The sequence below is a fragment of the Synechococcus sp. RC10B2 genome (assembly GCF_047502635.1).
Map to the genome: position 1 here is coordinate 1 of NZ_JANSHO010000072.1, position 25,623 is coordinate 25,623.

The 25,623-nt window shown below is 61.2% G+C and carries 27 protein-coding genes; 13 read left to right on the forward strand and 14 right to left on the reverse strand.

Features of this window, described 5'->3' with window-relative positions:
- Positions 1-16: 16 nt before the first annotated feature.
- Positions 17-586 carry an RNA-guided endonuclease InsQ/TnpB family protein gene (locus NW855_RS10540; protein ID WP_011430209.1) on the reverse strand — a complete coding sequence of 190 codons (570 nt, stop codon included), beginning with the start codon at positions 584-586 and terminating at the stop codon, positions 17-19.
- A gap of 139 nt (positions 587-725) precedes the next feature.
- Between NW855_RS10540 and purL the strand changes: the two genes are divergently transcribed.
- Complete coding sequence (gene purL, locus NW855_RS10545; protein WP_414508736.1) at positions 726-3,026, forward strand: phosphoribosylformylglycinamidine synthase subunit PurL; 2,301 nt, start codon at positions 726-728, stop codon at positions 3,024-3,026.
- Positions 3,027-3,092: 66 nt separating this feature from the next.
- On the opposite strand, the gene trxB is transcribed toward purL, so the two are convergent.
- Positions 3,093-4,523, reverse strand: coding sequence for a thioredoxin-disulfide reductase (trxB, locus tag NW855_RS10550; RefSeq protein ID WP_011430211.1), 1,431 nt, complete (start codon positions 4,521-4,523; stop codon positions 3,093-3,095).
- 372 nt (positions 4,524-4,895) lie between these two features.
- Between trxB and glnA the strand changes: the two genes are divergently transcribed.
- From glnA to NW855_RS10570, 4 genes are all read left to right on the forward strand, one after another.
- A complete protein-coding gene (gene glnA, locus NW855_RS10555; protein WP_414508737.1) occupies positions 4,896-6,320 on the forward strand; it encodes a type I glutamate--ammonia ligase in 1,425 nt (474 codons plus the stop codon).
- 262 nt (positions 6,321-6,582) lie between these two features.
- A complete protein-coding gene (locus NW855_RS10560) occupies positions 6,583-7,134 on the forward strand; it encodes a hypothetical protein (RefSeq protein WP_414402738.1) in 552 nt (183 codons plus the stop codon).
- 66 nt (positions 7,135-7,200) lie between these two features.
- Positions 7,201-7,929: an SDR family oxidoreductase gene (locus NW855_RS10565; RefSeq protein ID WP_099834908.1), complete on the forward strand. Its 729-nt coding sequence runs from the start codon at positions 7,201-7,203 to the stop codon at positions 7,927-7,929.
- Between the two features lie 179 nt (positions 7,930-8,108).
- On the forward strand, positions 8,109-10,166 hold the full coding sequence (locus NW855_RS10570) for a cation:proton antiporter (RefSeq protein WP_011430215.1): 2,058 nt from the start codon (positions 8,109-8,111) through the stop codon (positions 10,164-10,166).
- A 92-nt stretch (positions 10,167-10,258) separates the two neighbouring features.
- Here NW855_RS10570 and NW855_RS10575 read toward each other — a convergent pair whose 3' ends face one another.
- The 3 genes from NW855_RS10575 to NW855_RS10585 all read right to left on the reverse strand — a co-directional run bounded on the left by NW855_RS10575 (position 10,259) and on the right by NW855_RS10585 (position 11,854).
- Positions 10,259-10,750, reverse strand: a complete 492-nt coding sequence (locus NW855_RS10575; RefSeq protein ID WP_011430216.1) for a hypothetical protein — start codon at positions 10,748-10,750, stop codon at positions 10,259-10,261.
- 147 nt (positions 10,751-10,897) lie between these two features.
- Positions 10,898-11,497, reverse strand: coding sequence for a recombination mediator RecR (gene recR, locus NW855_RS10580; protein WP_011430217.1), 600 nt, complete (start codon positions 11,495-11,497; stop codon positions 10,898-10,900).
- A 21-nt stretch (positions 11,498-11,518) separates the two neighbouring features.
- Entirely contained in the window at positions 11,519-11,854 is a 336-nt protein-coding gene (locus tag NW855_RS10585) for a YbaB/EbfC family nucleoid-associated protein (protein ID WP_011430218.1), read from the reverse strand.
- Between the two features lie 167 nt (positions 11,855-12,021).
- Here NW855_RS10585 and NW855_RS10590 point away from each other — a divergent pair, with 167 nt between their 5' ends.
- Genes NW855_RS10590 through NW855_RS10600 form a run of 3 tightly spaced genes read left to right on the forward strand, consistent with a single transcriptional unit; the run spans position 12,022 to position 15,699 of the window.
- Positions 12,022-12,918: a carbohydrate ABC transporter permease gene (locus NW855_RS10590; RefSeq protein ID WP_099812146.1), complete on the forward strand. Its 897-nt coding sequence runs from the start codon at positions 12,022-12,024 to the stop codon at positions 12,916-12,918.
- 36 nt (positions 12,919-12,954) lie between these two features.
- Positions 12,955-14,463: a UbiD family decarboxylase gene (locus tag NW855_RS10595; protein ID WP_099812145.1), complete on the forward strand. Its 1,509-nt coding sequence runs from the start codon at positions 12,955-12,957 to the stop codon at positions 14,461-14,463.
- Positions 14,464-14,484: 21 nt separating this feature from the next.
- The gene (locus NW855_RS10600; protein ID WP_414402737.1) at positions 14,485-15,699 is read left to right on the forward strand and encodes an SLC13 family permease; all 1,215 of its coding nucleotides are present in this window, start codon (positions 14,485-14,487) and stop codon (positions 15,697-15,699) included.
- A 16-nt stretch (positions 15,700-15,715) separates the two neighbouring features.
- Here NW855_RS10600 and NW855_RS10605 read toward each other — a convergent pair whose 3' ends face one another.
- A complete protein-coding gene (locus NW855_RS10605; protein ID WP_041438297.1) occupies positions 15,716-15,958 on the reverse strand; it encodes a hypothetical protein in 243 nt (80 codons plus the stop codon).
- Positions 15,959-16,277: 319 nt separating this feature from the next.
- Here NW855_RS10605 and NW855_RS10610 point away from each other — a divergent pair, with 319 nt between their 5' ends.
- The gene (locus NW855_RS10610) at positions 16,278-16,565 is read left to right on the forward strand and encodes a hypothetical protein (RefSeq protein ID WP_011430225.1); all 288 of its coding nucleotides are present in this window, start codon (positions 16,278-16,280) and stop codon (positions 16,563-16,565) included.
- Positions 16,566-16,726: 161 nt separating this feature from the next.
- Entirely contained in the window at positions 16,727-17,038 is a 312-nt protein-coding gene (locus NW855_RS10615; protein WP_011430227.1) for a hypothetical protein, read from the forward strand.
- A 3-nt stretch (positions 17,039-17,041) separates the two neighbouring features.
- On the opposite strand, the gene NW855_RS10620 is transcribed toward NW855_RS10615, so the two are convergent.
- A complete protein-coding gene (locus tag NW855_RS10620; protein WP_168174238.1) occupies positions 17,042-17,218 on the reverse strand; it encodes a hypothetical protein in 177 nt (58 codons plus the stop codon).
- Positions 17,219-17,524: 306 nt separating this feature from the next.
- On the opposite strand from NW855_RS10620, the gene NW855_RS10625 reads away from it, so the two are divergent.
- Entirely contained in the window at positions 17,525-18,325 is an 801-nt protein-coding gene (locus tag NW855_RS10625; RefSeq protein ID WP_099812143.1) for a DnaJ domain-containing protein, read from the forward strand.
- Here the strand turns inward: NW855_RS10625 and NW855_RS10630 are convergent.
- The 4 genes from NW855_RS10630 to NW855_RS10645 all read right to left on the reverse strand — a co-directional run bounded on the left by NW855_RS10630 (position 18,322) and on the right by NW855_RS10645 (position 20,382).
- A complete protein-coding gene (locus tag NW855_RS10630) occupies positions 18,322-18,999 on the reverse strand; it encodes a chorismate pyruvate-lyase family protein (protein ID WP_414508738.1) in 678 nt (225 codons plus the stop codon). The two genes, NW855_RS10625 and NW855_RS10630, sit on opposite strands and share 4 nt — an antisense overlap.
- A gap of 75 nt (positions 19,000-19,074) precedes the next feature.
- Entirely contained in the window at positions 19,075-19,578 is a 504-nt protein-coding gene (locus NW855_RS10635; RefSeq protein WP_228375487.1) for an AbrB family transcriptional regulator, read from the reverse strand.
- Positions 19,575-20,024, reverse strand: a complete 450-nt coding sequence (locus tag NW855_RS10640; RefSeq protein WP_011430231.1) for a Fur family transcriptional regulator — start codon at positions 20,022-20,024, stop codon at positions 19,575-19,577. The genes NW855_RS10635 and NW855_RS10640 overlap by 4 nt, the downstream gene beginning before the upstream one ends.
- Before the next feature lie 34 nt (positions 20,025-20,058).
- Positions 20,059-20,382 (reverse strand): DUF1825 family protein, encoded by a 324-nt coding sequence (locus tag NW855_RS10645; RefSeq protein WP_011430232.1) that lies wholly within the window; start codon positions 20,380-20,382, stop codon positions 20,059-20,061.
- 151 nt (positions 20,383-20,533) lie between these two features.
- Here NW855_RS10645 and cobT point away from each other — a divergent pair, with 151 nt between their 5' ends.
- Entirely contained in the window at positions 20,534-21,661 is a 1,128-nt protein-coding gene (cobT, locus tag NW855_RS10650) for a nicotinate mononucleotide-dependent phosphoribosyltransferase CobT (protein WP_011430233.1), read from the forward strand.
- Here the strand turns inward: cobT and clpS are convergent.
- The 3 genes from clpS to NW855_RS10665 all read right to left on the reverse strand — a co-directional run bounded on the left by clpS (position 21,610) and on the right by NW855_RS10665 (position 24,426).
- Positions 21,610-21,915 (reverse strand): ATP-dependent Clp protease adapter ClpS, encoded by a 306-nt coding sequence (clpS, locus tag NW855_RS10655; RefSeq protein WP_011430234.1) that lies wholly within the window; start codon positions 21,913-21,915, stop codon positions 21,610-21,612. The two genes, cobT and clpS, sit on opposite strands and share 52 nt — an antisense overlap.
- Before the next feature lie 203 nt (positions 21,916-22,118).
- Positions 22,119-23,885, reverse strand: coding sequence for a hypothetical protein (locus NW855_RS10660; RefSeq protein WP_414402868.1), 1,767 nt, complete (start codon positions 23,883-23,885; stop codon positions 22,119-22,121).
- Positions 23,886-24,030: 145 nt separating this feature from the next.
- The gene (locus NW855_RS10665; protein WP_099812140.1) at positions 24,031-24,426 is read right to left on the reverse strand and encodes a hypothetical protein; all 396 of its coding nucleotides are present in this window, start codon (positions 24,424-24,426) and stop codon (positions 24,031-24,033) included.
- Positions 24,427-24,516: 90 nt separating this feature from the next.
- On the opposite strand from NW855_RS10665, the gene NW855_RS10670 reads away from it, so the two are divergent.
- On the forward strand, positions 24,517-25,191 hold the full coding sequence (locus tag NW855_RS10670) for a RibD family protein (RefSeq protein ID WP_011430237.1): 675 nt from the start codon (positions 24,517-24,519) through the stop codon (positions 25,189-25,191).
- Positions 25,192-25,623: the final 432 nt, after the last annotated feature.

Consider the following 25,623-nt stretch of genomic DNA (forward strand, 5'->3'; position numbering starts at 1 on the left):
GGTTTGCTAAGTGCTGCTATTGTACCCCTTGAGCCCTTAACAGGCTGTACCACCCATCAACCTTGCGGGTAACGGTAGCAGTCTTGATCGTAAAACCGTCGGGCAAAGGACGGTGCTGGATCAGCTTAACCGGCCCAATTTTGGGCAGATGGATAAACTTCCCTCGAATGCAGTCCTGCTTCATTTGGGGGAAGGTAAAGGAGCGGTACCGCCCAACACCCTTAAATCTCGGCCTTCCTGCCCGCTTGCCGTTGGAGTCACCTTTGATCCATCTATCAAAGGCCCTTTGTACCCGCCGTATGCAGTCTTGGAGCACCTGGGAATAAATCTCTCGGTATTCAGGAAACAAAGCCTTGGTATTGGGCAAGTCCCGCTGCTGCGAGTACAAGTCGGGCTGCTCCTTCAACTCAGGCAGATGACAGACCGTTAAGGAGCAAGCATGGATACCGCAGCGATTTTGCTCCCACCAGCGGAAGCGCTCCGCCAAGCGATAGTTGTACTGTTTACGCAACAACTCCAGCCACTCACCCATTAGGGCGACTTGGCTAGAAGTAGGGCGCAAGCGGTACTGGTAGGCAATTCGCACATGAGATTACGATATCTGTTCATGAGTGTCTTCGCCATTCATCCCGACCCTGACCGGCCCCCCAGTCCCCCCGTGTACGGGGGGATATAGGGGGGTACAGGGCAGGCCTTCCTGGCGAATTAGGTAAACCTTGAACGCTATGACCTCCGCTTCTGCCCCGCCAGACCTGAAAGCCCACGGCCTTTCCCCAGAGGAATACCGCCAGATCCAGCAGCAACTGGGCCGGGATCCCAACCCCACCGAGCTGGCCATGTTTGGGGTGATGTGGTCGGAGCACTGCTGCTACAAGAACTCCCGCCCTCTGCTAAAGCACTTTCCCACCACGGGCGAGCGGGTGGTGGTGGGGCCGGGGGAAAATGCCGGCGTGGTGGATCTGGGGGATGGGGACTGGCTGGCCTTTAAGATCGAGTCCCACAACCATCCTTCCGCCGTGGAACCCTTCCAGGGGGCGGCCACCGGGGTGGGGGGCATCCTGCGGGATATCTTTACCCTGGGCGCCCGCCCCATTGCGCTCTTGAACTCCCTGCGCTTTGGGCCGCTGACGGATCCCCGCAACCGCCGCTTGATGGCCAGAGTGGTGGAGGGGATCGCCCACTACGGCAACTGCGTGGGGGTGCCCACGGTGGGGGGCGAAGTGGCCGTGGATCCCTGCTACAGCGGCAACCCCCTAGTCAACGTCATGGCTTTGGGGCTTTTGGAGACGCCAGCGGTGGTGAAGTCGGCAGCGCGGGGAGTGGGCAACCCGATCTTGTACGTCGGCGCCACCACCGGGCGGGACGGGATCCGCGGGGCCAGCTTTGCCAGCGCCGAGCTCAAGGAGGACGCGCAGCAGGATCGGCCGGCGGTGCAGGTGGGGGATCCCTTTCTGGGCAAATGTCTCATCGAGGCCTGCCTGGAGGCCTTTGCCACGGGAGCGGTGGTGGCGGCCCAGGACATGGGGGCAGCCGGGATCACCTGCTCCACCGCAGAGATGGCCGCCAAAGGAGGGGTGGGGATCCGCTTTGACCTCGACCGCGTGCCGGCGCGGGAAAGCGGCATGGCGGCTTGGGAATACTTGCTCTCGGAGTCCCAGGAGCGGATGCTGCTGGTGGTGCAAAAAGGCCGCGAGGCGGAGGTAATGGAGATCTTCCATCGCTGGGGCCTGCAGGCCAGCGTGGCCGGAGAAGTCATTGCCGAGCCGCTGGTGGAGATCTGGCACCAGGGATCCTGCGTGGTGAGGGTGCCGGCGCGGGCCTTGGCGGAGGATACTCCTGTTTACGTCCGCCCCCTGTTGCCAGAGCCGCCGGAGTATGTGCAAGCGGCATGGCAATGGGATCCCGCCACTCTACCCCCCTGCGATCGCGAAGGGATTCACCTAGGTCAGGCAACGCTGGCCTGGCAAGAGGTGCTGCTGCAGCTTTTGGCCCGCCCCACCCTGGCCAGCAAAGCCTGGATCTATCGCCAGTACGACCACCAGGTGCAAAACAACACCGTCCTTTGGCCGGGACAGGGAGATGCGGCAGTCATCCGCATCCGCCCCCAGAAATTTGGCGTAGGCGAAGTGCCACCCCTGCAGGCTTCCCGCAAGGCGATTGCCGCCACCGTAGACGGCAATGGTCGCTGGGTGTACCTGGATCCCTATGAGGGGGCCAAAGCTGCGGTGGCCGAAGCCGCCCGCAACCTCTCCTGCGTGGGGGCGGATCCCTTGGCCGTAACCGACAACCTTAACTTCGGCAACCCGGAAAATCCGGTGGTGTACTGGCAGTTGGCCCTGGCCTGTCGGGGGATTGGGGATGCCTGCCGCACCCTGGGCACGCCGGTAACCGGGGGGAACGTCTCCCTCTACAACGAGAAGGGATCCCAGGCCATCTACCCCACTCCTGTCATCGGCATGGTGGGTCTCATTCCGGACTTGAAATGCATCTGTGGCCAGGGGTGGCAGCAAGAAGGGGATCTCGTCTACCTCTTGGGATCCCAGGCCGTCACCAGCCTGGGCGGCAGCGAGTATTTGGCGGCAATCTACAACAAGGTCACGGGTCGTCCTGCCCCCGTGGATCTGGAGCTGGAAAAGCGCGTGCAAGGGGCCTGCCGCCACGGCATCCGCCAGGGGTGGGTGCGCTCCGCCCACGACTGCAGCGAGGGAGGGCTGGCGGTGGCCTTGGCAGAAGCCTGCCTGAGTGGGGGCCGCGGCGCCAGCGTCTCCCTAGCTCCTGGATCCCTGCGCTGGGATCAGGCCCTCTTTGGCGAGGGATCCAGCCGCATCCTCGTTTCCGTCGATCCAGCCCAGCGCTCCCCTTGGGAAGCCTACCTAGAGTCGCAGCTTCCCGGCCAGTGGCAGCTTCTAGGAGAGGTGGGCGGGCCAGCGGATCCCTTGGTGGTGACTACTGCAGAAGGGGATCCCCTGTTGTCAGTCTCTTTGGCCGCCCTGCAGGGTGCCTACTACAGCGCCTTTGCCGACTAGCCGCCTAGCTCCCCTCTCCCTCAGGGAGAGGGGCTGGGAGAGGGGCCGGGGGTGAGGGGGACTACCTCAAGCTGATTTTGCCTCAGACAAATTGGCCTGGATCACCTCCCGGTAGTGGGACTTGGGCTTGACACCCACCACCTGAGCCACCAGCTCCTTGTTTTTGAAAAACTGCACCGTCGGCGTGCAGGTGACCCCCCCTGCCTCGGCGATCTCCGGGTCTTTCTCGATGTCGATCTCCACCACATGCAGCTTGTCGGCAAACTCTTCGATGACCTTGTTCAAGATCAGCTTGAGGGCATGACAAGGGGCACAGGTGGGGGCGGTGTACTTGACCATCAGCAGGCGATCGCTTTCGTGGTAGAGCCGCCGCAGGGCATAGCTCCCCTCGTGGCAGGTCTGGCTGAAGTCGAGGTCATCTTGCACCTCCTGCTCAAAACTGGCCTCCTCAACAGCCGAGTCTCCCTCCGGCTCTACCTCGACAGCAGAGGCAGAAGCGGGCTCAAGATGGCTTTGAGGGACGACGTGATACTCCTGTGCCAGGCCGTGTTCGGAGAGCCAGCGCTCCGCCAGCATGGCCGCCATACAGCCGGTGCCGGCAGCGGTGATGGCCTGGCGAAACTCGTGATCCTGCACATCCCCGGCGGCAAACACGCCCTCTACACTGGTGGCTACAGATCCTGGGCGGGTGACAATGTAGCCCACTTCATCCAGTTCCAGTTGCCCTTTGAACAAGTCGGTGTTGGGCTTGTGGCCGATGGCGTAGAACAGGCCGCCCACTGCCATCTCCCGGATCTCGCCCGTCTGGTTGTTGCGCACCTTCACCCCCGTCAGGCGCAGGCCGTCGCCCAGAACCTCCACCGCCTCCGTGTGCCAGTGGACGGTAATCTTGGGGTGGTTGAGCACCCGGTCTTGCATGGCCTTGCTGGCCCGCATCTTGCCACTGCGCACCAGCATGTGGATATGGGATCCAAACTTGGTCAGGTAGGTGGCCTCCTCACAGGCGGTATCGCCGCCGCCAATGACCACCAGCTCCACCCCCCTAAACATGGGCATGGCCCCATCGCAGACGGCGCAGGCCGACATGCCCCGGTTCCAGTAGATCTCCTCTCCGGGCAAGTGCAGGCGCTTGGCCGTGGCCCCGGTGGCAATAATCAGGCTGTGGGTGCGCACTTCCCGTTCGTCAGAGCGAACCACAAAAGGCCGCTGGCTCAGATCCACAAAGGTGACGTCCTCGGGGTAAAGCTCTGCCCCCCACCGCTGCGCCTGGGCACGCATGTTTTTCATCAGTTGGGGGCCACTGATGCCCTCGGGAAAACCCGGAAAGTTCTCCACCTCGGTGGTGGTCATCAACTGCCCGCCCGGGATCCCGCCCACCTGAAACCCCTCAAACACAACCGGCTTCAGGTTGGCACGCCCGGCATAAATGGCCGCCGTAAACCCAGCAGGGCCAGAACCAATAATCACCACGTTCTCAACCCGACTTTGCTCTGTCATCCGATGTCGCTCCTTGCTGTTGCTGAAAACTAAACCAAACTCATAACGACTACGTTTTAGCCTAACACGAGCTGGTACCCTCGGCGAGGCTGGAGCTTGTTAGTCCCATTTTCGCTTTCCTCTAGCTAGGGGGACAGGGTTTTGTCTCTGTCTGGAGGACAACAGGGCAGAAACGCCTGGCTGAGAGGCGCGATGGCCAACCTCTGGAGCAGAAGGCCAAAGCCAGGGCAATTTCGTATCAGAAACTACAAAATGCTGAGATCGGCCTTTCTAGGATGGGTGAGCGCTTTTGGCCCATTCAAGTCGAAGCGTGGGGATCCCGTCTACCTTTGATTACCCCAGTCTCAACCGCAACCCAATCAGGAGAGAGTAATGGCATCCACGCCCCAAGATGTGCTTCAGATGATCCAGGACAACGATGTCCAGATGGTGGATCTCAAGTTTGTGGACATCTTCGGCACCTGGCAGCATGTCTCCTTCCACTCTTCAATGCTGACGGAGCAAGTTTTTAGCGAAGGGCTGCCCTTTGATGGCTCCAGCATCCGGGGTTGGAAAGCGATCAACGAGTCAGACATGTACATGGTGCCAGACCCCAAAACGGCCTGGATCGACCCCTTTTTCCAAGTGCCCACCCTCAGCCTCATCTGTAGCATCATTGAACCCCGCACCGGCCAGCCCTACAGCCGTTGTCCTCGGAGCCTGGCCATGCGGGCTGTGGCTTACCTGCAATCGACAGGCATTGCCGATACGGCTTACTTTGGGCCCGAGGCGGAGTTTTTCATCTTTGAAGATGTACGGTTTGACCAAACTCAGAACGCCGGCTACTACTTCGTCGATTCCATTGAGGGCCGCTGGAACTCAGGCCGGGAGGAGAAAGGGGGCAACCTCGGTTACAAGCCGCGCTACAAAGAAGGCTATTTCCCCGTCCCGCCTACCGATGCTCATCAAGACCTCCGCACCGAGATGCTGCTGACGATGGCCAAGTTGGGGGTGCCTATCGAGAAGCACCACCACGAGGTGGCTACCGGCGGGCAAGGGGAGCTGGGCTACCGCTTTGCCGATCTGATCACGGCTGCCGACTACATGATGATTTACAAGTACGTGATCCGGAACGTGGCTCGCAAGCACGGCAAGACGGTGACGTTCATGCCCAAGCCCCTCTTCAATGACAACGGCAGCGGCATGCACACGCACCAGTCCCTCTGGAAAGACGGTCAGCCCCTGTTCTACCAAGAGGGCAACTATGCCGATCTCAGCGAAACGGCTCTCTACTACATCGGCGGCCTGCTCAAGCACGCCCCGGCCATCCTGGCCTTCACCAATCCCACCACCAACTCCTACAAGCGCTTGGTGCCCGGGTTTGAGGCGCCGGTAAACCTGGCCTACTCGCAGGGCAACCGCTCGGCTTCCATTCGCATTCCGGTCACGGGCAAAAATCCCAAGGCCAAGCGGCTGGAGTTTCGCTGCCCCGATGCCACCTGCAACCCTTACCTTGCCTTCTCGGCTATGCTGATGGCTGGCTTGGACGGGATCAAGAACAAGATCCACCCCGGCGAGCCTCTCGACAAAGACATCTACGATCTAGAGCCAGACGAGCTGGCCAAGATCCCCTCCACGCCCGGATCCCTGCTGGATGCTCTGGAAAACCTGCAGAAGGATCACGCTTTCTTGTTGGAGGGAGGTGTCTTTACCGAAGATCTCATCGAGGCCTACATCGAGTACAAAATTGACAACGAGATCAACCCCATTAATCTGCGGCCTCACCCCTACGAGTTTGCCCTCTATTTCGACGCCTAATCGAGGTTTTCATCTAAAGCATTAGTTCTCGACCAAGGCTTTTGAACGGGATCCCTTCTTGCTGGAGGGATCCCTTTTTTGTGCCTGCTATGGTACTCTGGATGGGGGTGCTGAGTTTACAAACTCAGGGGGGGTTTGGATGGGATCGCTTATTATTTGGGTCCTTATTCTCTTAGGCCTTCTGGCGCTTGTCGTCTATCTAGGTGACTATCTAGAGAAGAAGCGTCGGGAAGCTTTGGAGCAGGTGGCCAGGAGCCTGGGCATGTCGTCTTCAGCAGAGCTACCCGAAGGGATCCGCTCCCGCTTGCTTCAGGCTGGCTTTGAGCTATTCCAACGAAGCGGCGCTCGTTTCTACAACTCGATGTTCAAACGACTGAACGATGGAACCGAAATCGCCATCTTTGACTACAGCTGGAAGGCTTCCAGAAGAAGAAGAAGAGAGAGAGGGTATTACTTTTCTGTTTTCTGGGCCTATTGCGAAGACCTACGGCTACCTCATTTTCGGCTGCACCCAGAAGTTCCCTTGTTCCACGACGTTGCTAAAGCTTTTGGCATGCAGGATATCAATTTCGAGAACCATCCCGACTTTTCTCGCCGCTACCTTTTGCGCGGAGAAGATGAGGCTAAGATTCGCCTGCGCTTCCACCCCAGTTTCCTCAACTTCTTGGAGCAGCATCCTCCTTGTTGCGCTGAGGGATCCGGGCCGCAGCTTATTGTTTGGCGGGACGACCAACAGGTGAGTCCAGAAAAAATGGCAGACTGGCTGCGCTTCGGGGAAGAATGGGTGCAACGACTGCGGCTGCGTCGCGTTTAACTCTCTGGATCGTCCCTCAAGGCCACTCCCTGGGTATGATGAGAGGAAGAGTTTAAAAAACGTAACGTGTCTTCCTCATTGTCCCAGGCGGTTGTTCTCATTACAGGGGCCACAGGGGGCATTGGCAGCGCCCTTGTGCCTCTCCTGGCCCAGGCCGGAGCCCATCTGGTGCTGGCGGCGCGGCGAGAGGATCCCTTGCGCACGCTGGCGGAGAAAGCGATGTCCCTGGGGGCTGCCTCCGGGCTGGGGATCCCTGCCGATGTGACGGATTACGCTCAGGCGGAGGCCCTGGTCAACCAGACCCTCCAAAGGCACGGGCGGATCGACGTGGTGATCAACTTGGCCGGAGCCGGGATCCTCAAGCCTGCCCAGCACATTACCCCTGTTGAGCTGGAGCGGATGCTGGCGGTCAACCTCAAGGGCAGCTTCTACACCAGCCAACTGGCGGCCAACGCCATGCGGGAGCAAAAATCCGGCCACATCCTCAACTTCCCCGGCATTCTGGGCCGCCACCCCATGGCCATGGCCTCTGCCTACTGTGCTGCCAAGTTTGGCGTGGTCGGTTTTACCAAGTGCATGGCTGACGAGCTGAAGCGCTTTGGGGTACGCTTTACTCTGTTTTACTTTGGCGGCATCGACTCCCCCTTCTGGGATCCCATCAGCCTCAAGGTGCAGCGGGACAAAATGCTCAGCCCTGCCACGGCTGCCGAGGCGATTCGCTTTGTCCTGACGATGCCTGCCAATGCCGTGCCCAACGAGGTGGTGTTGCAGCCGGAAAGCCACCAGTTTCTCTAAGGCTTGCCGAGTTCTGGAAGAAATCCCTGCTGCAGGATCCAGAGCTGGCACAAGTCGGTATTGCCAGCGGGAACTTCCCCAGGCAAGAGAGGGTGGGTTGGGGCTGGCCAGATCTCCTTGCGGCCCTTTGGGCAGATTGCCTCCATAATCAGGAAGACGTCCAGCCGGGGGCCTAGCCGATGGAGGCCATACGCTCACTTGTGCAAGAGGAGCCCATCCTCTCCTTTGCTCTGTTGCTGGGGGTGATCCTGGTGGTGCCGCCGCTATTTGAGCGGCTGCGCCTGCCGGGGTTGGTGGGCCTTTTGGTGGCGGGGATCGCCCTGGGTCCTCAGGGACTGAACCTGTTGACTTCAGAGCTGCCGACGGTGCAGTTGCTCTCGGAGATCGGCGTGGTCTATTTGCTGTTTGTGGCCGGGCTGGAGATCGACCTGGAGCAATTTCGGCAGACCCGCAACCGCTCTGCCACCTTTGGCTTGTTGACCTTTGCCATTCCCCTAACCGTGGGCACCGCCATTGGGCGGCTGTTTGGCTTTGGCTGGAACGCGGCCATCCTGCTGGGATCCCTGTTTGCCTCCCACACCCCCCTGGGCTACCCCATCGTCAGCCGCTACGGTTTGGTGAAAAACGAGGCGGTGCTGGTCACCATCGGCGGCACCATCTTCACCGACATTGCCGCGCTGCTGGTCTTGGCGGTCTGTGTCGGCATCCACGGCGGCGAGTTTTCCCTCTGGAGCTTGGTGCGGCTGCTGGGATCCCTGCTGCTGTATGCGGCTGCTGTGCTGTTTGGGGTGGACTGGCTGGGGCAGCGGTTTTTTCGGGTCACCGGCAGCGAAGAGGGCAACCAATTTTTGTTTGTGCTGCTGGCTCTGTTTGTGGCGGCTCTGGGGGCGCAGTGGATTGGGGTAGAGAAGATCATCGGCGCCTTTCTGGCGGGGCTGGCCGTGAACGATGTGCTGCGGGAGGGCTCTGTCAAAGAAAAGATCGTCTTTGTCGGCAGCATCTTGTTCATCCCCGTCTTCTTTGTGGATATAGGGCTGTTGCTTGATCTACGCGCTTTTTTGCAGACCCTTAGCTCCCTTTGGCTGCTGTTGAGTATCCTGCTGGGGCTGGGCCTCAGCAAGTACGCTGCTGCCCAACTCTGTCAGTGGCTCTACCGCTACACCCCGACCCAAAAGCTGATGATGTGGTCGCTCTCCTTGCCCCAGGTGGCGGCTACCTTGGCGGCAACCCTGGTGGGGTACCGCGTGGGGTTGCTCAATGCAGACGTGCTCAACAGCGTGGTGGTGTTGATGTTGGTAACGGCCACCCTGGGCCCAATTTTGACCAGTCGGGCGGCCACGCAAATGGCTATGGAGGAGGAACAGAGTCGGTTCCCATCTCCACCAGGAGTCGCTCCCGCCTCCGCAGCGCCGCCTCCCCAGCCCTACGTGGTCGTGGTGCCGCTGGCCAATCCCGAAACCGAGGAAAACCTGCTGGAGATGGCCTGCCTCCTGGCCAAGCAGGAGGGCGGGCGGGTGGTTCCCCTCTCGGTGGCGACCGGCCACCTGCACATGGACTCTCCCTTGCTGCAAACTTCCCTGGAGCACGGAGACCACCTCCTCAAGCGGGCGACGGAGTTTTGTCGGCCCTTTGGGGTGGAGGTCACCCCTCTCTGCCGCATCGACAGCCACGTGGCCCAGGGGATCAGCCACGCCAGCCGTGAGCAGAACGCCAGCCTCATCGTCATGGGCTGGAGCGATCCCACCCGCTTACAGGCCCGCCTCTTTGGCAGCGTCATCAACAGCGTCCTCTGGGCTGCCCATTGCCCAGTTGCCGTAGCACGCCTGCTCCATCCCCCCCACAAGCTGCGGCGGATCCTGGTGGTGCTGGAAAACTTTCGCTCGCAGACGGCTCGGGCGGTGCGCCTAGCCCAGATCTTGGCCGCCGCCAGCCAGGGAGAAGTTACCTTGCTTCACATCTGCTTCGCCAGCACCCCCGAAAGCGATCGCCAGTGGCTGGAGGCGCAGCTTTTATCCCTAGCCCAACAGCCAGACTTGGGCTACCCCGTCCAGGTCAAGGTCTTGGCCAGTGACGAGGTCGTCAAAACCCTCTTGCAGGAGGCCCAAGGATTTGACCTGGTGGTGCTGCCCTCTTTTCGTCGGCGCAACCCCAGCGGGAGCCTATCCTTCAGCGACACGACCACTCGCCTCCTAGAACGCCTCACCTGCTCTCTGATCATGCTCGGAGAGCCACTGTAAACTGCTCTTCCAAGGGTAGGCCCTGAGGTGGGACTCGATGTATTTGCCTAGTTTCGGCAACAGGGATGTGGTAGCGATAGCTGCTAGCGGGCTTAGAAATGCTGATGGGTGTGGGGGTGCTGCTTGATGTTGTCGGCATCCCTCACTTCCATTGCCGCATTGAGAATCCGCCGCGGCTCAGCGCTGAAATGGAGCTTGAACACCCCCCTCTCTGGCGTGCAGACCTGGTGCAGAGGGATGTGACGAAATTGGGGCTTGCTGCGGTACGTACGGGCCGCCGCTTGTAGCCGCTCCACAAAATCTTCTCCCAGCACCACCCCTGGCGGGAAAACATCGGCGGGCAAAGTCGGGATCCCGTTGTCGACAACTTCTGCGTAAGTAGTGGCGTAGAGAAGGCAGTAGGAAGTGCTGCGGCGCTCTTGGGCCAGGCAATCCAGGGCGGCGGCGGGAACCGGCTCGGCCACCAACACCTCCCTGAGGCGACCGTCCTCATCCCGTTGGAAGCAAGAGGCCACTCCCAGAACTACATAGTCCAGCCCCTGGACGGTGCCTGAGCTGAGGTGAGTTTGTGCCGTATCCGCCATCGCTGCCCTCTCCGCGTTGCTGGTTGAACTTTCTTGACCTCAGGTAAGTGCCGGGATCCCATGACAAGACCCGTGGTCCTCACCTTAGCAACAACTTCAGGGTTGGACACCTTGCTCTGGGCAAGCCCAGCCCGCAGTTACCTGGGCCTAAAACTCCTGCCGCGCTTCTAGGGCACGGGCCAGGGTAACCTCGTCGGCATACTCCAACTCCGATCCCATGGGCAGGCCAAAGGCCAGACGGGTCATGCGCAGGCCGGGGGCAACCGGCTTCAGGTAATCTTTAACCACGTGCATAGTGACCTCCCCCTCCACGCTAGGGCTGAGGGCGAAGATCAGCTCTTGGGGCTTCTCCCGCGCCACCCGGGCCACCAGCTCGCGGATGCGCAACTGCTCGGCCCCGATCCCGTTCATGGGCGAGATCAGACCCCCCAAAACGTGGTAAAGGCCCTTGAACTCGCGGGTGCGCTCCATGGCGATGAGATCCTTGACATCGGCCACTACGCACCAGGTCGACGGATCCCTCTGCGGCGAGCGACAGATCTCGCAGGGATCCTCCGCCGACCAGTTAAAACAGATGGAGCAATGCTTAACGGTTTGCTTAGCCTCCAGCAGGGCTTTGGCCAGGGCCTCGACCTCGCCAGCAGGCCGGTTGAGCAAGTGCAAGGCCAGGCGCTGAGCTGTTTTGGAGCCAATGCCGGGCAGGCGCTGCAGCTCCTCGATCAGGCGAGCCAAAGGGCGAGTGTACATAGGAAGCCAGGCTGGCCGGGATCAGCCCAACCCCAACCCCGGCAGGCTGATGTTTCCGGTCAGCTCCTCCATGCGCTTGCGCATCGTCTCGGCGGACTGAGTGTAGGCGTTCACCATCGCCGTCAGGAGCAAGTCCTCCACCACATCCACCGGCTCCTGGAGCACTTGGGGATCCAGAGAGACCTTGAGGGGCTCCTGGTTGCCGTTCACTGTCACCTTCACTAGCCCATTGCCGGCCTCGCCGACGATCTCCATTTCTTCTAGCTCTTTTTGCAGCCTTTGAGCGCCGTCGCGCACCTCTTGGGCCTTCTTGAGGGCTTCTTGGATTTTGCCGAAGGGACCAAAGCCTCGGGTCATGGGATCCTCTTCTAGACACTGCTGTTCTACTCTACCCCTTTCCTCTTGTCGGTAAAAGTACCCGCCAAGCTGGAAACCCAGGTCAGATCGGCCTTTTTAGCCTGGGGTTAACCCTGACGAATTATCCTCAACAGAGAGGGCAAAAGCGTCCCCTGCCTGGAGGTGTCATGGCTCAACTGTTGCAGGATCCGCAGTCGCTAGCCGCCCAGCCCAGCCCCGTGCGCCAAAAGGCTTCTCCCTTGTCCTGGCGGCGCTGGATCCCGGAGCGCTGGTATGTTCACCTAGGCCTGTGGCTGGCCTGTTTGGCGCTGGGGTTTCCGGTGCTGTATGCGCTGATCGTGAGCACCCAAAACAATGCCGAGGTATTTCGCTATCAATTGACCTTTGGCTCCTCGTTGGCCTTTAACTGGCAGCAGGTGATGGTGGCGCGTCACCTAGGCCATTACATGGTCAACAGCGCCATCGTGGCCACGGCCATCACGGTGGGCAAAACGGTTTTGTCACTATTGGCGGGGCTGGCCTTTGTCTACTTTCGCTTTCCGGGCAAGGGGCTGGCCTTCGGCTTTGTGCTCATTACCCTGATGATGCCCACAGAAATTCTGATCATCGCTCTGCTGCGGCTGGTCACCAACCTGGGCTGGGGATCCACCTACTACGCCCTGATCGTGCCCTTTCTGGCCAGCGCCACCTCGACGTTTTTGTTTCGCCAACATTTTTCCAACATCCCCCGCGAGCTGGCGGAGGCGGCTCAACTGGACGGGGCCAACCCGCTGCAGTTTCTCACCCAGGTGCTGATCCCCCTGAGCTGGAACGCCATCGGAGCCCAGGCGGTGATTCACTTCGTCTACGCTTGGAATATGTACCTGTGGCCCCGCTTGATCGTGCAAGGCCGGGAGCGGCAGGTGGTGCAGGTGGGGCTGCAATCCCTGCTCAACCTGGATAGTTCCGCCTCCTATGGCCCCATGATGCTGGGGGCGATCATCGCCAGTATTCCGCCGCTGGTGGTGTTCATTGCCCTGCAAAAGCCTTTCATGAGCGGCCTGGCCCTCAGCCGCGACAAGTAAGTTAGCGAGATCCTCATCCCCGCGAGTGCTCCCTTCATGCCCAGAGATCTGCGCCGTTTCATCGCCCTGCTGGAGTCCCGTGGCCAGCTTCGCCGCATTTCAGCAGAAGTAGATCCCGACCTGGAAATTGCCGAGATCGCCGATCGCCTCTTGGCCTGCGGGGGGCCGGCGCTGCTGTTTGAGCGGGTGAAGGGATCCTCGATGCCCCTGCTGATCAACGTTTTGGGCACGGTGGAGCGCATCTGCTGGGCGCTGGGGATGGAGCAGCCGCGGGAGCTGGAGGAGCTGGGGAAAAAACTGGCCTTGCTCTACCAGCCGCGCCCGCCCAAAAATTTTGCCCAGGCCCTGGAGCTGGGGCAGGCGCTGTTCCGAGTCTTCCAAGCTCGACCCAGCCGGGATCTCTTCCCCCCCTGTCAGCAGGTGGTGCTGCTGGGTGAGGCGGTGGATCTCACCCAACTGCCCCTGCTGCGGGTCTATCCCGGCGATGCCGGGCGGGTGCTGACCTTGGGGCTGATGGTTACCAAAGACCCGGAAAATGGCATTCCCAATGTGGGGGTGTACCGCCTGCAGCTCCAGAGCCGCAACACGATGACGGTGCAGTGGCTGTCGGTGCGGGGGGCCACCCGGCATTTGCGCAAGGCGGCGGCCCTGGGCCGGAAGCTGGAAGTGGCAGTGGCCATCGGGGTGGATCCCGCCGTGATCCTGGCGGCGGCTACGCCCCTGCCGGTGGATCTGTCGGAGTGGCTGTTTGCCGGCCTCTACGCCGGCGAAGGGTTACACCTGGCCCGCTGCAAGACGGTGGATCTGGAGGTGCCGGCCCACGCCGAGATTGTTCTGGAGGGCACCATCACGCCAGGGGAGGTGGCCCCCGACGGCCCTGCCGGGGATCACATCGGCTACTACGGCCCTCGCAACGAGCAAGCTCCGCTCATCCGCTTCCACTGCCTCACCCACCGCCGCGATCCCATCTACCTCACCACCTTCAGCGGCAAGCCTCCCAAAGAAAACGACATGATGGCGCTGGCCCTGAACCGCATTTACACCCCCATTCTGCGGCAGCAGGTGCCGGAGATCGTGGATTTCTTTTTGCCCATGGAGGGCTTGGGCTACAAGGTGGCGATTCTGTCCATCGACAAGGCCTATCCCGGCCAGGCGCGGCGGGCGGCCCTGGCTTTTTGGAGCGCCTTGCCCCAGTTTAGCTACACCAAGTTCGTCATCGTGGTGGACAAGGACATCAATGTGCGGGATCCGCGGCAGGTGCTCTGGTGCCTGTGTTCGCGGGTGGATCCGCAGCGGGATGTGTTTATTCTGCCGGACAACCCCTTTGACGCCCTGGACTTTGCCACCGAAAAACGGGGTCTGGGGGGCAAGATGGGGATCGATGCCACCACCAAGATCCCCCCGGAAACCGACACCCCCTGGCGGCAACCGCTTGCCCCGGATCCGCAAGTGGCCCGTCTGGTGGATCGCCGCTGGGCGGAATACGGCCTGGCGGATCTGGACTTGCAGCCGGCGGATCCGCGCCTATTTGGCTACGAGTTCTAGGGGTGGCTAAGAGGCTGGCAGGTGCAACAAGCGCTGTCTTGGCTGGTGCTGCTCCTGAGCTATGTCGGGCTGGGGCTGGGATCCCTGCCCAGGCTGCGCATGAACCGGGCCACGATTGCCCTGGCGGGATCCGCTTTGCTGATTGCCCTAGGAACAGTGCCGCTGCTGGAGGCTTGGGCAGCCATCGACGCGACCACGATTGTCTTTCTCCTCAGCATGATGGTGGTGAACGCCAGCTTGTCCCAGGGCGGCGCCTTCCAGCTAGCTTTGCTGGGCCTGATTCGGGTTAGCCGCAGTCCCTTTGGCCTTTTGCTCATGCTGGTGTTCGGCAGCGGGCTGCTCTCGGCCTTTCTCCTCAACGATACCCTGGCACTGGTGTTTACCCCCCTCACGTTGCAGGTGACAGCCGTGCTGGGGCTGAACCCTATTCCTTACCTCTTGGGCTTGGCGGCGGCCACCAACCTAGGGTCTGTAGCCACCCTGAGCGGCAACCCGCAGAACATCCTCATCAGCTCCTTCTCCGGGATCGGCTACCTGGAGTTTGCCGCCCAGATGACCCCGATTGCCGTGGTGGGGCTGCTGTTGGAGGTGGGGCTGCTGTGGCTCTACTACCCCGAGGTGCGCTCGCTGCAGCCCTTCGCCCAGGTGCCTTGGACGCCGCTGCGCCTCTATCCCCCCCTGTTGCGCAAGAGCGTGGCCATTACAGCGGGCCTGTTTGGGGCCTTTGTGGCCGGCCTGCCCCTAGCGGAGTCGGCCCTGGTGGCGGCGGCCTTGCTGCTGATTACCCGCCGGCTGAAGCCGGAGCGGTTTTTGGGGCAGGTGGACTGGAACTTGCTGGTGATGTTCTCCGGGCTGTTTATCCTGACACGGGCAACCCGAGAGCTGCTGGCCGGCTGGGGAACGAGTCTGGGGCCCTGGGCGGAGCAGGTGGCGGGATCCCCGTTGGCGCTGCTGGCCGCTGTCGCCCTCTTGTCCAACCTCATCTCCAACGTGCCGGCGGTGCTGCTGCTGCAGTCGCTGCTCCCGCTGCAGGGAAAGACGGCCTGGCTGTTGCTGTCTGCCGGCTCTACGCTGGCCGGTAACTTGACTCTGTTTGGGGCAGTGGCCAATTTAATTACCGTCGAAGCGGCAGCTAGAAAGGGGTATGTGTTAACGTTCGGGGAACATCTCCGCTTTGGCCTGCCCCTGACGCTGCTTACCCTTGGGTTTAGCGGTCTGTGGCTGGGTCAGCCCTGAGCCTTGCCGGGAGCCCTCACTGGGCACTAAGGGCGGCCAAAAGCTCATCTGCCAACAACACTGCCGTGTAGACCAAAGCCTGTCGCTGCTCAGGCGAGAGATTGCCAATGGCAGTTTGGGGATTGCTGAGCATGCCCTGCAACACCCTGCTGGCCACGTATTCCCGTTTGGAAACGCCGGGGCTAGAGATGGTGGGGTTATCCAGGGAAAACTTCTGGTGGTGCTCGAAGGGAAAGGCATATTCAGAAGCTACCGGCATGGCTCCACTCCAAACCTGGACTCTACGCTGCGCTTGGCCTATTTTCGCATTGTCCCTTGCGGGGAAGCTCCAAAAACAGATGCGCCGTACGCCTATTTGCTTCACCTGAACCGCGTGCGGCATCCCGGCTCCAAAGAGCTTGCCCGTCGCCTGGAGCAGGCGGCCAGGGAGCCCTCCAGTTGTTACCCTGGGGCTCCGGCAGGGGCAGCAGCGTTAGCGACAGGATTGGGCATTCCCAAAAAGATGCAGGAAAATCAGGAGAAGTTGAGCCGGGATCCCAGACCCACCGGCTCTCCATCTCGTTTGCTGAGGAAACCCGATGCACGACCTGGACAGTTTGCCAGAACCGGTAGCCGATGCCCTAATCAAAAGCCTGCTTACAGATGTGGAGCGGCTGATCAACCAGCACGGTTTGTCGGAGGTTTTGGTGGGGTTGGCCATGTATTGCAATGTGCAGTTCAAGGCCAAGTTCAATAAACCCAACCGCACCGAAAAGGATGAGGAGCTGGGATTTTACTTCCGCGACGCCGCCAAAGCTCTGGAGGTAGCGGCCAGCCTCACCTATCGCACCATCGATCGCTCTCGGCCCACCTCGCCTGGCACCTAGACTTTAGGGATCCCTTTTCAACCCTCACCCCCGGCCCCTCTCCCAGCCCTCACCCCCGACCCCTCTCCCAAAGGGAGAGGGGAGTTGGTGAGCGCTCCGGGGTGGCAAGGGATCCCCCTGAGTTTTTATGCTGGTGGGCGAAAGTTGCAGTGAGGCCGCGCGTGAGAGTTGTCTGGGAACGCAGCATTTACGGGGGCAATGGCCGGGTGCCCTGCATCGTCTGCGGTGGATGGGCCGCCCCTATCCCAAAAAAGGGGCAGCAGGTGTTGCTGGCGGTGGTCTATAACGACCGCGGCCAAATCTACGGCGAGATCTGCCGCAGTTGCCTCAGCCTGGGGCCCAAGGGCATCAAAGAGTATCTACGAGAGCGGATTGCCCGCCTGCGCAGGCAACTGCAAGACCTAGAGGAGCTGGAACGAGGAGAGGTGCAGTTGCCCACCCTGGAGCAGGAGCTGAGCGCCTACTTGGATTAACCGCTATACCTTCTTCTCGACCGAAACCTGCAGCCAGCAGCCCAGCTCGGCGGCCAGCCATTGCAACTCCGGATCGTGCAAGTTCTTCAGCTCGTACTTGCAAACGCCCGCCCAGATGTTCAACTGTGGGCCCACCTCTACCCGATCCCCATCGCAATCGCGTCGGGTATGGCGCGGCATCAGCTCCAGCCGGTGAGGAGATCCCGCGCCAGGCGGGTGGGTCTGCCGCTGCACCTGCTCAGCCGCCGCTCCGGTCGATGCCGCTGCTGCCAGGGTGGGCGCTCTGAGACCATATCCCCTCGCTTCTGGGGCTTCTAAACAGGGATCCCTTGAGAAAGTTGTTCTGGATCCCAGAATCATCCCTGGAAAGCCTGTCCGCAAGCCCCCACGCATGGGCCAGCAGCTTTCCCGAAACGGGGAGGATATGCTGGGCGACAGAGAGGGATCCCCACTTGCCGAGGCGATGGTTTTCTAGCTGAGTCTTCCATGTCTACTCCGTCTGTTTTCCCCACCTACTACCAACAGTTGGGGCTTTCTCCCCAAGCCAGCCTGGAGGAGATCAAAGCCGTCTACCGCCGGCGGGTGCGCGAGATTCATCCGGATCGTCTGCCTGCCGATCTCCCCGAGGGGTTGCGGCAATTGGCCCAGCGAGAGTTTCTTCAGCTCCAACAGGCCTACCGCGTCCTCAGCGACAGCCGGCAGCGCCGGGCCTACGATCTCAGCCTCCAGCCTTCTCCTTTGCCGGTGCCGCAGCCGACCGTGGCCCCTGCCGGTTGGCTGGCCCTCTTGAGCGCTGTCTTGAGCGGAGCTGCTCTCTGTTTGGCAAGCTTGGCCCTTTGGAATGCTCGCATCCCGGCCCAAGGTTTGGATGTGGCCGGCAAAACGGCTGTTGTTGGCGCCCCTCAGTTGTCCGGCAACGCGGATCCCTCCCTGGCCACCGTCCCCCAGACATCCGAGACGGGCAACGCCTCGGAAAGGAGGATCTCGGCCCCAGCCGCCCCTTCTGAAGACTTCTTGAAGCCTTCCCCAGAGCAGGTCGACCGCTTCGCCCGCGCTCTGCTGGCGGTGCAGCCCCTTCTGGCGGCCACCCAAACTCGCCTGCAGCAGGCCAAGGGCAGCGAGGAACGTCGGCAAATTGAACAACAGTTTGAAACCGCAGCCGCCAAGATCATCGCCGCCCATCAACTGACCCCAGAGGACTATCACCGCATCTCTGCCAGCGCCCAGTCGGATCCGGGTGTGGCAGCCGCAGTCACCGCAGCCGTGCGCCGCTGGATGTCGCCCTAGCCCGACAAGACCCTGGCCTGTAGGCGGGAAGAAAAAACTTCGTAAATAACAGTCAAAGGCTGGCCTCGGTGCAGCAAAAGATAATGCCTAGCCCAAAAAGGGCCGCGACAGTTGAGCAGCCGGGCAACTGGCTCGGCTTCGCCATAGTAGAGGCGACGCACTTCGCGAAAGGTCTCCAGTTTTTCTTGGATCAGATTTTGGCCAATGGGCAAATCGGGATGGGGCAAGTATTGGGCCAGATGGTCGGAGTTCCACCAAGAGGTGGCATAGAGCAAGGGCTGCTGAGAGGTTGCTCCACACAGCCAAACCCGCCGCCGCATCAAGGGGGATCCCAGCCGCGCCAGATCCTTGGTCAGCCGTTGCATGGACTGGGGGGCGGCGCTCTGCTCTGCCAGCAGCTCGACCCGGCCCGTGTCGAGCAGATGGGCCTGAATCGGCTCTTGGGTCAAGGCAGCCAGAGTGCGGGTGGTCAAGCCATCCCCCAAAAGCAGCAAGCGCAACACAGGATCCACCTGCACCAACTCAGGCTGTAGCGGATCTGCCTCCCCCTGCCAATACAGTTGCAGGGGCCACCAATCGCCTTGGCCAGAGGAGACGTTAGAACAGAGGGCAGCGCTCCAAGGGGATCCCGCAGCGTCGCCATGGCAGGTGAGTGAAGAAGGGAAAAGTTCCAAGGCGGAGGTTGAGTTGTTAAGTTCTGTATCGCTCCTTAGTCTAGCCCACCCCATGTCTCTGCTCTAGGGATGTTCCTAGCTGGTGCCCGGCTGGATCAGCAGCCGTACCAGCCAGGGGACGACCACGATGACGCTGATCAGGCGGGCCAGGTGCATGACCACCACCGTGCTGGCTTGCGCCCCCATGTCCAGGGCTATCAGGCTCATGTCCGAAATGCCTCCCGGAGCGGTGCCCAAGATGGCGGTCAGGCGCTCGATCCCCAGCCAACGGGAGATCAAGTACCCCGACAAAACTCCCGTGCCCACCGCAATCACCGTACAGAGCAGGGCCGGTCGCCACAGATCTTTCAAGGCCAACAGCGTATCGGCGGTGAGCTTGCTGCCCAAAAGAATGCCCAGCACCACCTGCATGACAAAGCGGATCCCGGCTGGGGGAGTGGGGATCGGGATCGCTCCCCAAACATTGACCAAACCCACTGCTACCATCGAACCCACCAAAGCTCCTGCCGGCAGCCTCAGCTTGACTGCAATCAGGGCGCCCGCCAATCCGATTAACAGCGTCCAGAGATAGTTCATCATTGCGGTTTGGCCTCAAGGCAAGAGGATCGCTGTGAGCCAGGGTTGGAGCTGCTCTCCCCACGGCATTCGGCGCAGATGCCGTAGAAGTCAAGCACATGGTACTCGATGACAAATTGGTAGCGGCTGGCAAGCTGCTCCTCCAGGTCTCCCACTGGGCAATCCGGCAGAGGCACCACCCGCCGACATTCGGTGCAAATGAGGTGATGGCGGTTGTGGCCGTTGCTGGGCAAAACCTGATAGTAGGTCTGCTGATCTCCCAAGTTGACCGCTTGCAGCTTGCCCTCGTTGCGCAGAGCCTCCAAAGCCCGGTAGACCGTGGCCAAGCCAACGCTATGGTTGGCATTGCGCAACTCCAGGAAGATCTCTTGGGCCGAGAGGGGCCGCAAGCTCTGCTTCAAGACTTCCAGGATCAGTTTTTGGCTGCGGGTCTGGCGGGAGGAGGACATGATCCCTTTTCGTTCTGAGGGGTCACCAGCAAGGTTAGCGCTCGGCGTCGGCCTCGGCTTTCATGCGCTCTAGGGTTTGGTGCATTTGGTCGAACATTTGGCTGAGGGTGAGCCCAAACCCCCCAAGCTGGGTTTGCAGTTGTTTGATGGTCATCTGAGCCATAAAGTCGTCGGAGAGCTCCAGCCGCTTCATGAAAATGCGCTGCCGCTCCAGCAATTCTTCCATTCGCTCGATGAAGATTTTTTTGCCTTCCCGGTCGAATTGGCCGTAGCGCTCGCCAAGTCGCATCAGGTTTTGGAAGTCCTGAAACAGCTGCTTGGCTTCTTCTTGAACGATCTCCGAGTCGAAGAAGCTCATGGCCTTTCGTCTGCCCTAAATAAACTGCATTGGGTATACCCATCCTATCCGATCGGGTTGGGGGGTCGCAGTCCCTGCCGTTTTCCGGCCAGTACGGGATCCCGTCCTTCGCTTGGGTGGAGAATGGAGTTTTGACCTGTCTGCCCCGCTTATGTTCCCCTTTCCTGGTGTGAAGGCTTATACGCAGCCGTCTTTGGCCCAGCAGTGGTGCCAACGGGTGCAGGGATCCCGACCGCTGTTTTTGGCCTGCCTGGGGTTTACGGAAACGGCCCTTATTCCCGGCATCTCGGCTGCCGGCGCCACGCCCTCCTTGCGGCGCTACACGGCCCTTGCCGATGGAGAGGTGTTGCTGGGGGACTATTCTCACCGCCTGCCCACCTCTCCCGATGGCTATCCTTCACCGGTGGTGATCAGCCGCGCCGTCCTGAGGGAGTTGGGGATCCCCTGTCGCGTGTTCGACTGTGGTTTGCCGGAGCCTCTGCCGGGGGCAGAAACGGTCAGCGCCAGGGGAATAGCCCGCTGCTTGAGCACAGGGCAGGCTCTGTCTTTGGAGCAGGTGGGATCCCTGTGGCAGGAGGGGTATGAGCGGGGATCCCGGCTGGAGTCGAGCTACTGCGTCATCGGAGAATGTGTGGCGGGAGGCACCACCACGGCGCTGGCAGTGTTGTTGGGGCTGGGCTGGCAAGCAGAGGGCATGGTCAACAGCAGCCACCCGGTCTGTAACCACGCCCAAAAGCTGGCCTTGGCCCGGCAGGGATTGGCCAGACTTCCCGCCAGGGCTACCGCCCCAGAGGTGGTGGCCGCTGTGGGGGATCCGATGCAGCCTTTTGTAGCCGGGCTGGCGATGGCGGCAGCCCAGCGGGGGCCGGTGCTGCTGGCGGGCGGCACCCAAATGCTGGCGGTGCTGGCCCTGATGCGGCGCTGGGGGGAAGAGCAAGGGATCCCCTGGCCCCCGGAGAATGTAGCCATAGGTACCACCCGCTGGGTGGCCGAGGATCCCTCGGGCAATACGGTGGGTTTGGCGGAGCTGCTGGGCGAGGTTCCCCTTTTGGCCACCCAACTCAGCTTTGCCCAAAGCCGCTATGCCCCCCTCCGGGCCTACGAGCGGGGCTATGTCAAGGAAGGGGTGGGGGCGGGTGGGCTGGCCATTGTCAGCAGCCTCTATGCCGGCTGGGGCCAGGCAGAGCTACTGGCCGCCGTTGAGCGCAGCTACGAGCAGCTCGTGCTTCAGGCCGGCTCCAGGGGGGCCATCGTCAGGCCCTCCCGCAGCAACTGTTGATGGTAGAGCTCTGCTTGCTCTTGCGGGCCGACCCAAACCACCGCCTGCCCTTCGGCATCCACCTGCACGGTCAGTTGCCGTGCCAGGGGCAGGGTCATGCCGGGGATGTACTTGAGCAAGCATTCGGTAACATGCTGAAAGGTGTTGAAATCGTCATCCAAGACGATCACCTTGAAGTGGGGGTAGGGCTGGCGAACCCGGGTTCTCGACGGAGACGACTGCTGAGCAGGTCGAGTGGGAGCTTCCGTGGTCATAGCAGCAGAACTCAGGACAACATCTGGATACCTAGGTCACATTCAACTTTCTCAACAGCCAAAAATCGGTCGCTGTTGATTCTGAGTCCATTCTAGTTCCTAGTCTCCAGTGGACGCATGGGGTCTGCCGGCAGCCCGTATTTGCCTTTGGATCCCTTGCCGGTGCAAGAGATGGGAAAGAGGTGCGGATCCCCGATCCGCTCTCACAACATCAGCTCTTGCCGCAGGGAGCGACGGGGCTTTTTGCCACCGAAGTGGCGCTCAAAATAGAGGGCGGTGGCTTGCGACAGGATCCCGGCTTCGACAAGCGCCTGGCAGAGGGATCCCCCAGGGGGTAGGTGCTCTTGGATCTGCTGGATTTGCGCGGCGCTGACCAGCCCCGAAGCCTTAAGGTAGTCGGCCACGTGCCGTCCGCCTGCCAGGTAGACAGAGTAGCCGTCTTCGCTGAAAAACTTGACTGTCTCCGGCTTGAGGCCGCTGTGGTGGGTCAGCACGTCTGTGAAAGTGCCGCCCTCTGTTTCCCAGGCGTGGAGGACGGTTTCGATGCCGGCGTTGTCGAGGAGACCGGCTGCGCGCAACTGGGTCAAGATCCGCCGCACCCAAGGGTTGGCCCGCTGCAGCGCTTCCAGATCTTCTTCTCCCAAATACTCCTGAGGCGGCAGCTCGGCATCTGCGGTCGATTCGGCCACGCTCGCAGTTTGGGTAGCCGGGGCAGGCGACGGCGTCCGGTTGGCCTGCACTTGGGCCTGGAGCTGGCGCACCTGCTCTCGGGCCTGTTGGAGCTGGGCTTCGGTGGACTGCAGATGGCTTTGGGTGGCTTGCAGTTGGGCTTGGACTTCCTGCAGGCGTTCTTGAGTTACCTGGAGTTGGGTCTGGGCTTCCTGAAGTTCCCCCCGCAGCCGGTGGATGGTCTGGCTGGCTTCTTGGCGGGCGTGGGCCAGGTCGGCAATGAGGCGGGCCTTCGTCGATTGGGCCACTTGAAGCTGGTGCTGCTGCTCCTGCAGCGATTGGCTGAGAGCGGCCAATTCGGCTTCCTTGTGCTCAAGAGCCTGGCGCAGTTGAGCCTCAGCTTGCTGATGCTGCTGCAGCCGGGATCCCAACTCTTGCAGCTTGAGCTTGGCCTGAGATTGCCATTCCGTCAGCTCGTGGGAGTGGCGCCGCAGGGTCTCCAGCTCGGCCTGGGCAGCTTGCAACTGCTCGGCCAGTGCCTGGACTTGCGCGGATCCCCGATCTTGCTGCGCTCGGAGCTGCTCCTCCAACTCCTGAATGCGCTGCTGGGCAGCCCTGTGTTGCTCGGATCCCTGCTGGATTTGAGCCGCCAGTTGGGCTTCCAACTCGGCAATGCGCTGTTGCTGCTGCTGCTGGCGGGATTGAGACTCAACGAGCTGCTGTCGCTCCCGCTCCAGTTGCGCTTCTAGGGCGGCAACCTGCTCTTGGTAGCGCTCCAGTTGGGCTTGGTATTGCGCGGTAGCTTTGTGAACTTGCTGCGCCACCTGCAGCGGCGAAGCGTAGAGGGGGGGCTGATCCGGAATGGTGGACCACTGCTCCAGCATCACTTCCCAACTGTTGGCAGCTCCTCGCCGTCGCCGGAGCTGCTGCTGCTTGTCGAGGGCCCACTCCAACCAGTGGGGCTGCACCCAGCCCTGCTGCACCAGGATCTGCCCCAACTTGCGCTCGGGGTGGTGCTTTTGCTGAAGCAAAGCTTGATACACGTGCTCCAGTTCCAGATACCCATGCAGCACCAGGATCTCGCCGATGCGCACCAACTCGACCGGGATAAAGGGATAGAGATCTTGCGGGGCAACCCAGCCGTGCTGCATGCACAGCTCCCCCAACATCAAGGGGTTATCCGCCTTTTCCCACATGGCCTGAGCCAACTGGGCGGGGGTGAGCAACCCCGCTTTGTTGAGGGCTTCCCCCAAACGGATCTCAAACTTTTCCTGGTCGGCTGCAGCTAGGGGAGGGTTCATCGGGCTCCTTCGCTGTGACTAGTAAATCTAGTACATCTCTCGTAGCAGAAAACCCTTGAGGAAGGGAGATTTAAACCTACAAGTTAGCTCGATAAACCGCGGATCCACGGATTTTATTGCAGCGCCCGCTTTGGTTAATTCCTGCTCAGGAGGGCTGTTGTTCTTGGCGTCGGGCAAACTGTTGCAACTGCCTCAGGAGCAGCAACTGCCCCAGTCCAAGGGGCAGGAGGGAGACGGCCTCAACCCGGAGCTGTACCCAGCCGTTGCCCCACATCCAGTCGCAGTAGCCATCGGCTCCGCCCCACATTAGTAGGCGTAGCCGTTTCGGCAGCAGGGTTTCCACCTGGTGCGTGATCGAGACGGGGCCCCACTGGACGGCAAAGGTGCTGCCCAGCTCCAGCCTAGCGGGCAGGGATCCCTGCAACTGCTGCGGCCAGAGCCACTGCTGCAACAGCCCCACCTCGGTCAAGCAGCGCTGCAAGGTCGAGGAACTGGCCTCGACCTCGATGCGGATGGTGGAAGATTGGAATGTCCCGAGCATACTTATCCGGCTGAGGCGACCCCAGAACCGAAGCGGCAGCCGGGGCGACAACTTCTAACTCCATTCTGGCCAATTGTTCGAGAGTTGCCTTTGAAAACAGCTCGTCCTCACGTGGTTGCCATCCTGGCCCAGAGTCTGGACGGCAGGATCGCCACCCACCGCGGGCAAAGGCCCCACTTCGCCAGCGCCGAAGACCACCAGCACCTGGAAACCCAAGCTGCCCGGCAACAGGCTTTGATCATGGGGGCGGCCACGCTGCGGGCCTACGGCACCAGCCTGCGCATCCGGGATCCCGAGCTCATCCAACGCCGACTCCAGCAGGGCCTCTCCCCTCAGCCCCTGACGATCATCTGCTCCGGCAGCGGGGAGATTCCTGAGGATTTGCCGTTTTTTCGCCAGCCCCTCACCCGCTGGCTGTGGACAACTCCCCAGGGATCCCGGCTTTGGCAGAACCGAACCGGCTTTGAAGAGATCTGGGTGGCTGCCGATTGGGATCTGCCGGCACGGCTGGCGCGCCTGCGCAGTTTGGGCATCGAACGGGTGGGGTTGCTGGGCGGGGGCCGGCTTTTGGGGGCGTTTTTGCAGGCAGGGGCCTTGGATGAGCTGTGGGTGACCCTGGCGCCGGTGCTGCTGAGTGGGTATGCCGATGCGCCCGCCAGCATCGAGGGCTGGCAGCTGCAGGGATCCCCGCCCCAACTGGAGCTGCTGGAGTGCCACCGTGGCTCTAAGGAGCTGTTTTTGCGCTACCGGGTCGAGTGGCCCTGAGGGGGCTCGCGAGAAAAATTTTTGGACAAATTTAGATTTCTCAGAAATCCACAGGTTTTCCCCAGACTTTCCACAGAGAGGAGGCCTGTTTTCCACAGGCCTGTGACCTCAGGAAACGGCAGCGAGGGTTTTTGTGGAAAAGTCCAAACTGGAAAGTTCAGACGGATACACCTTGAGAAACGCAACGGGATCGCGCCGTTTTTGCCGATGGCATCAAAGCCGGCGGCGGGCTTGAACAAACTTGGAGCCGCTGCCCAGGATTGACACCCCCCATGGGGCAGAGGGCAGAATAGCCGCACCTGAGGTGAGGGGGAGATTTTCCTGGCAGCTCTCCTCAGAGGCAAAGAACCCTTTGCCCAAAAACTCTATCCCTTCTCCTGCCTGAGACAAGGCCAAGGGGCAGTTTGGTATCCTCTGGTCGCTGCCGGACGG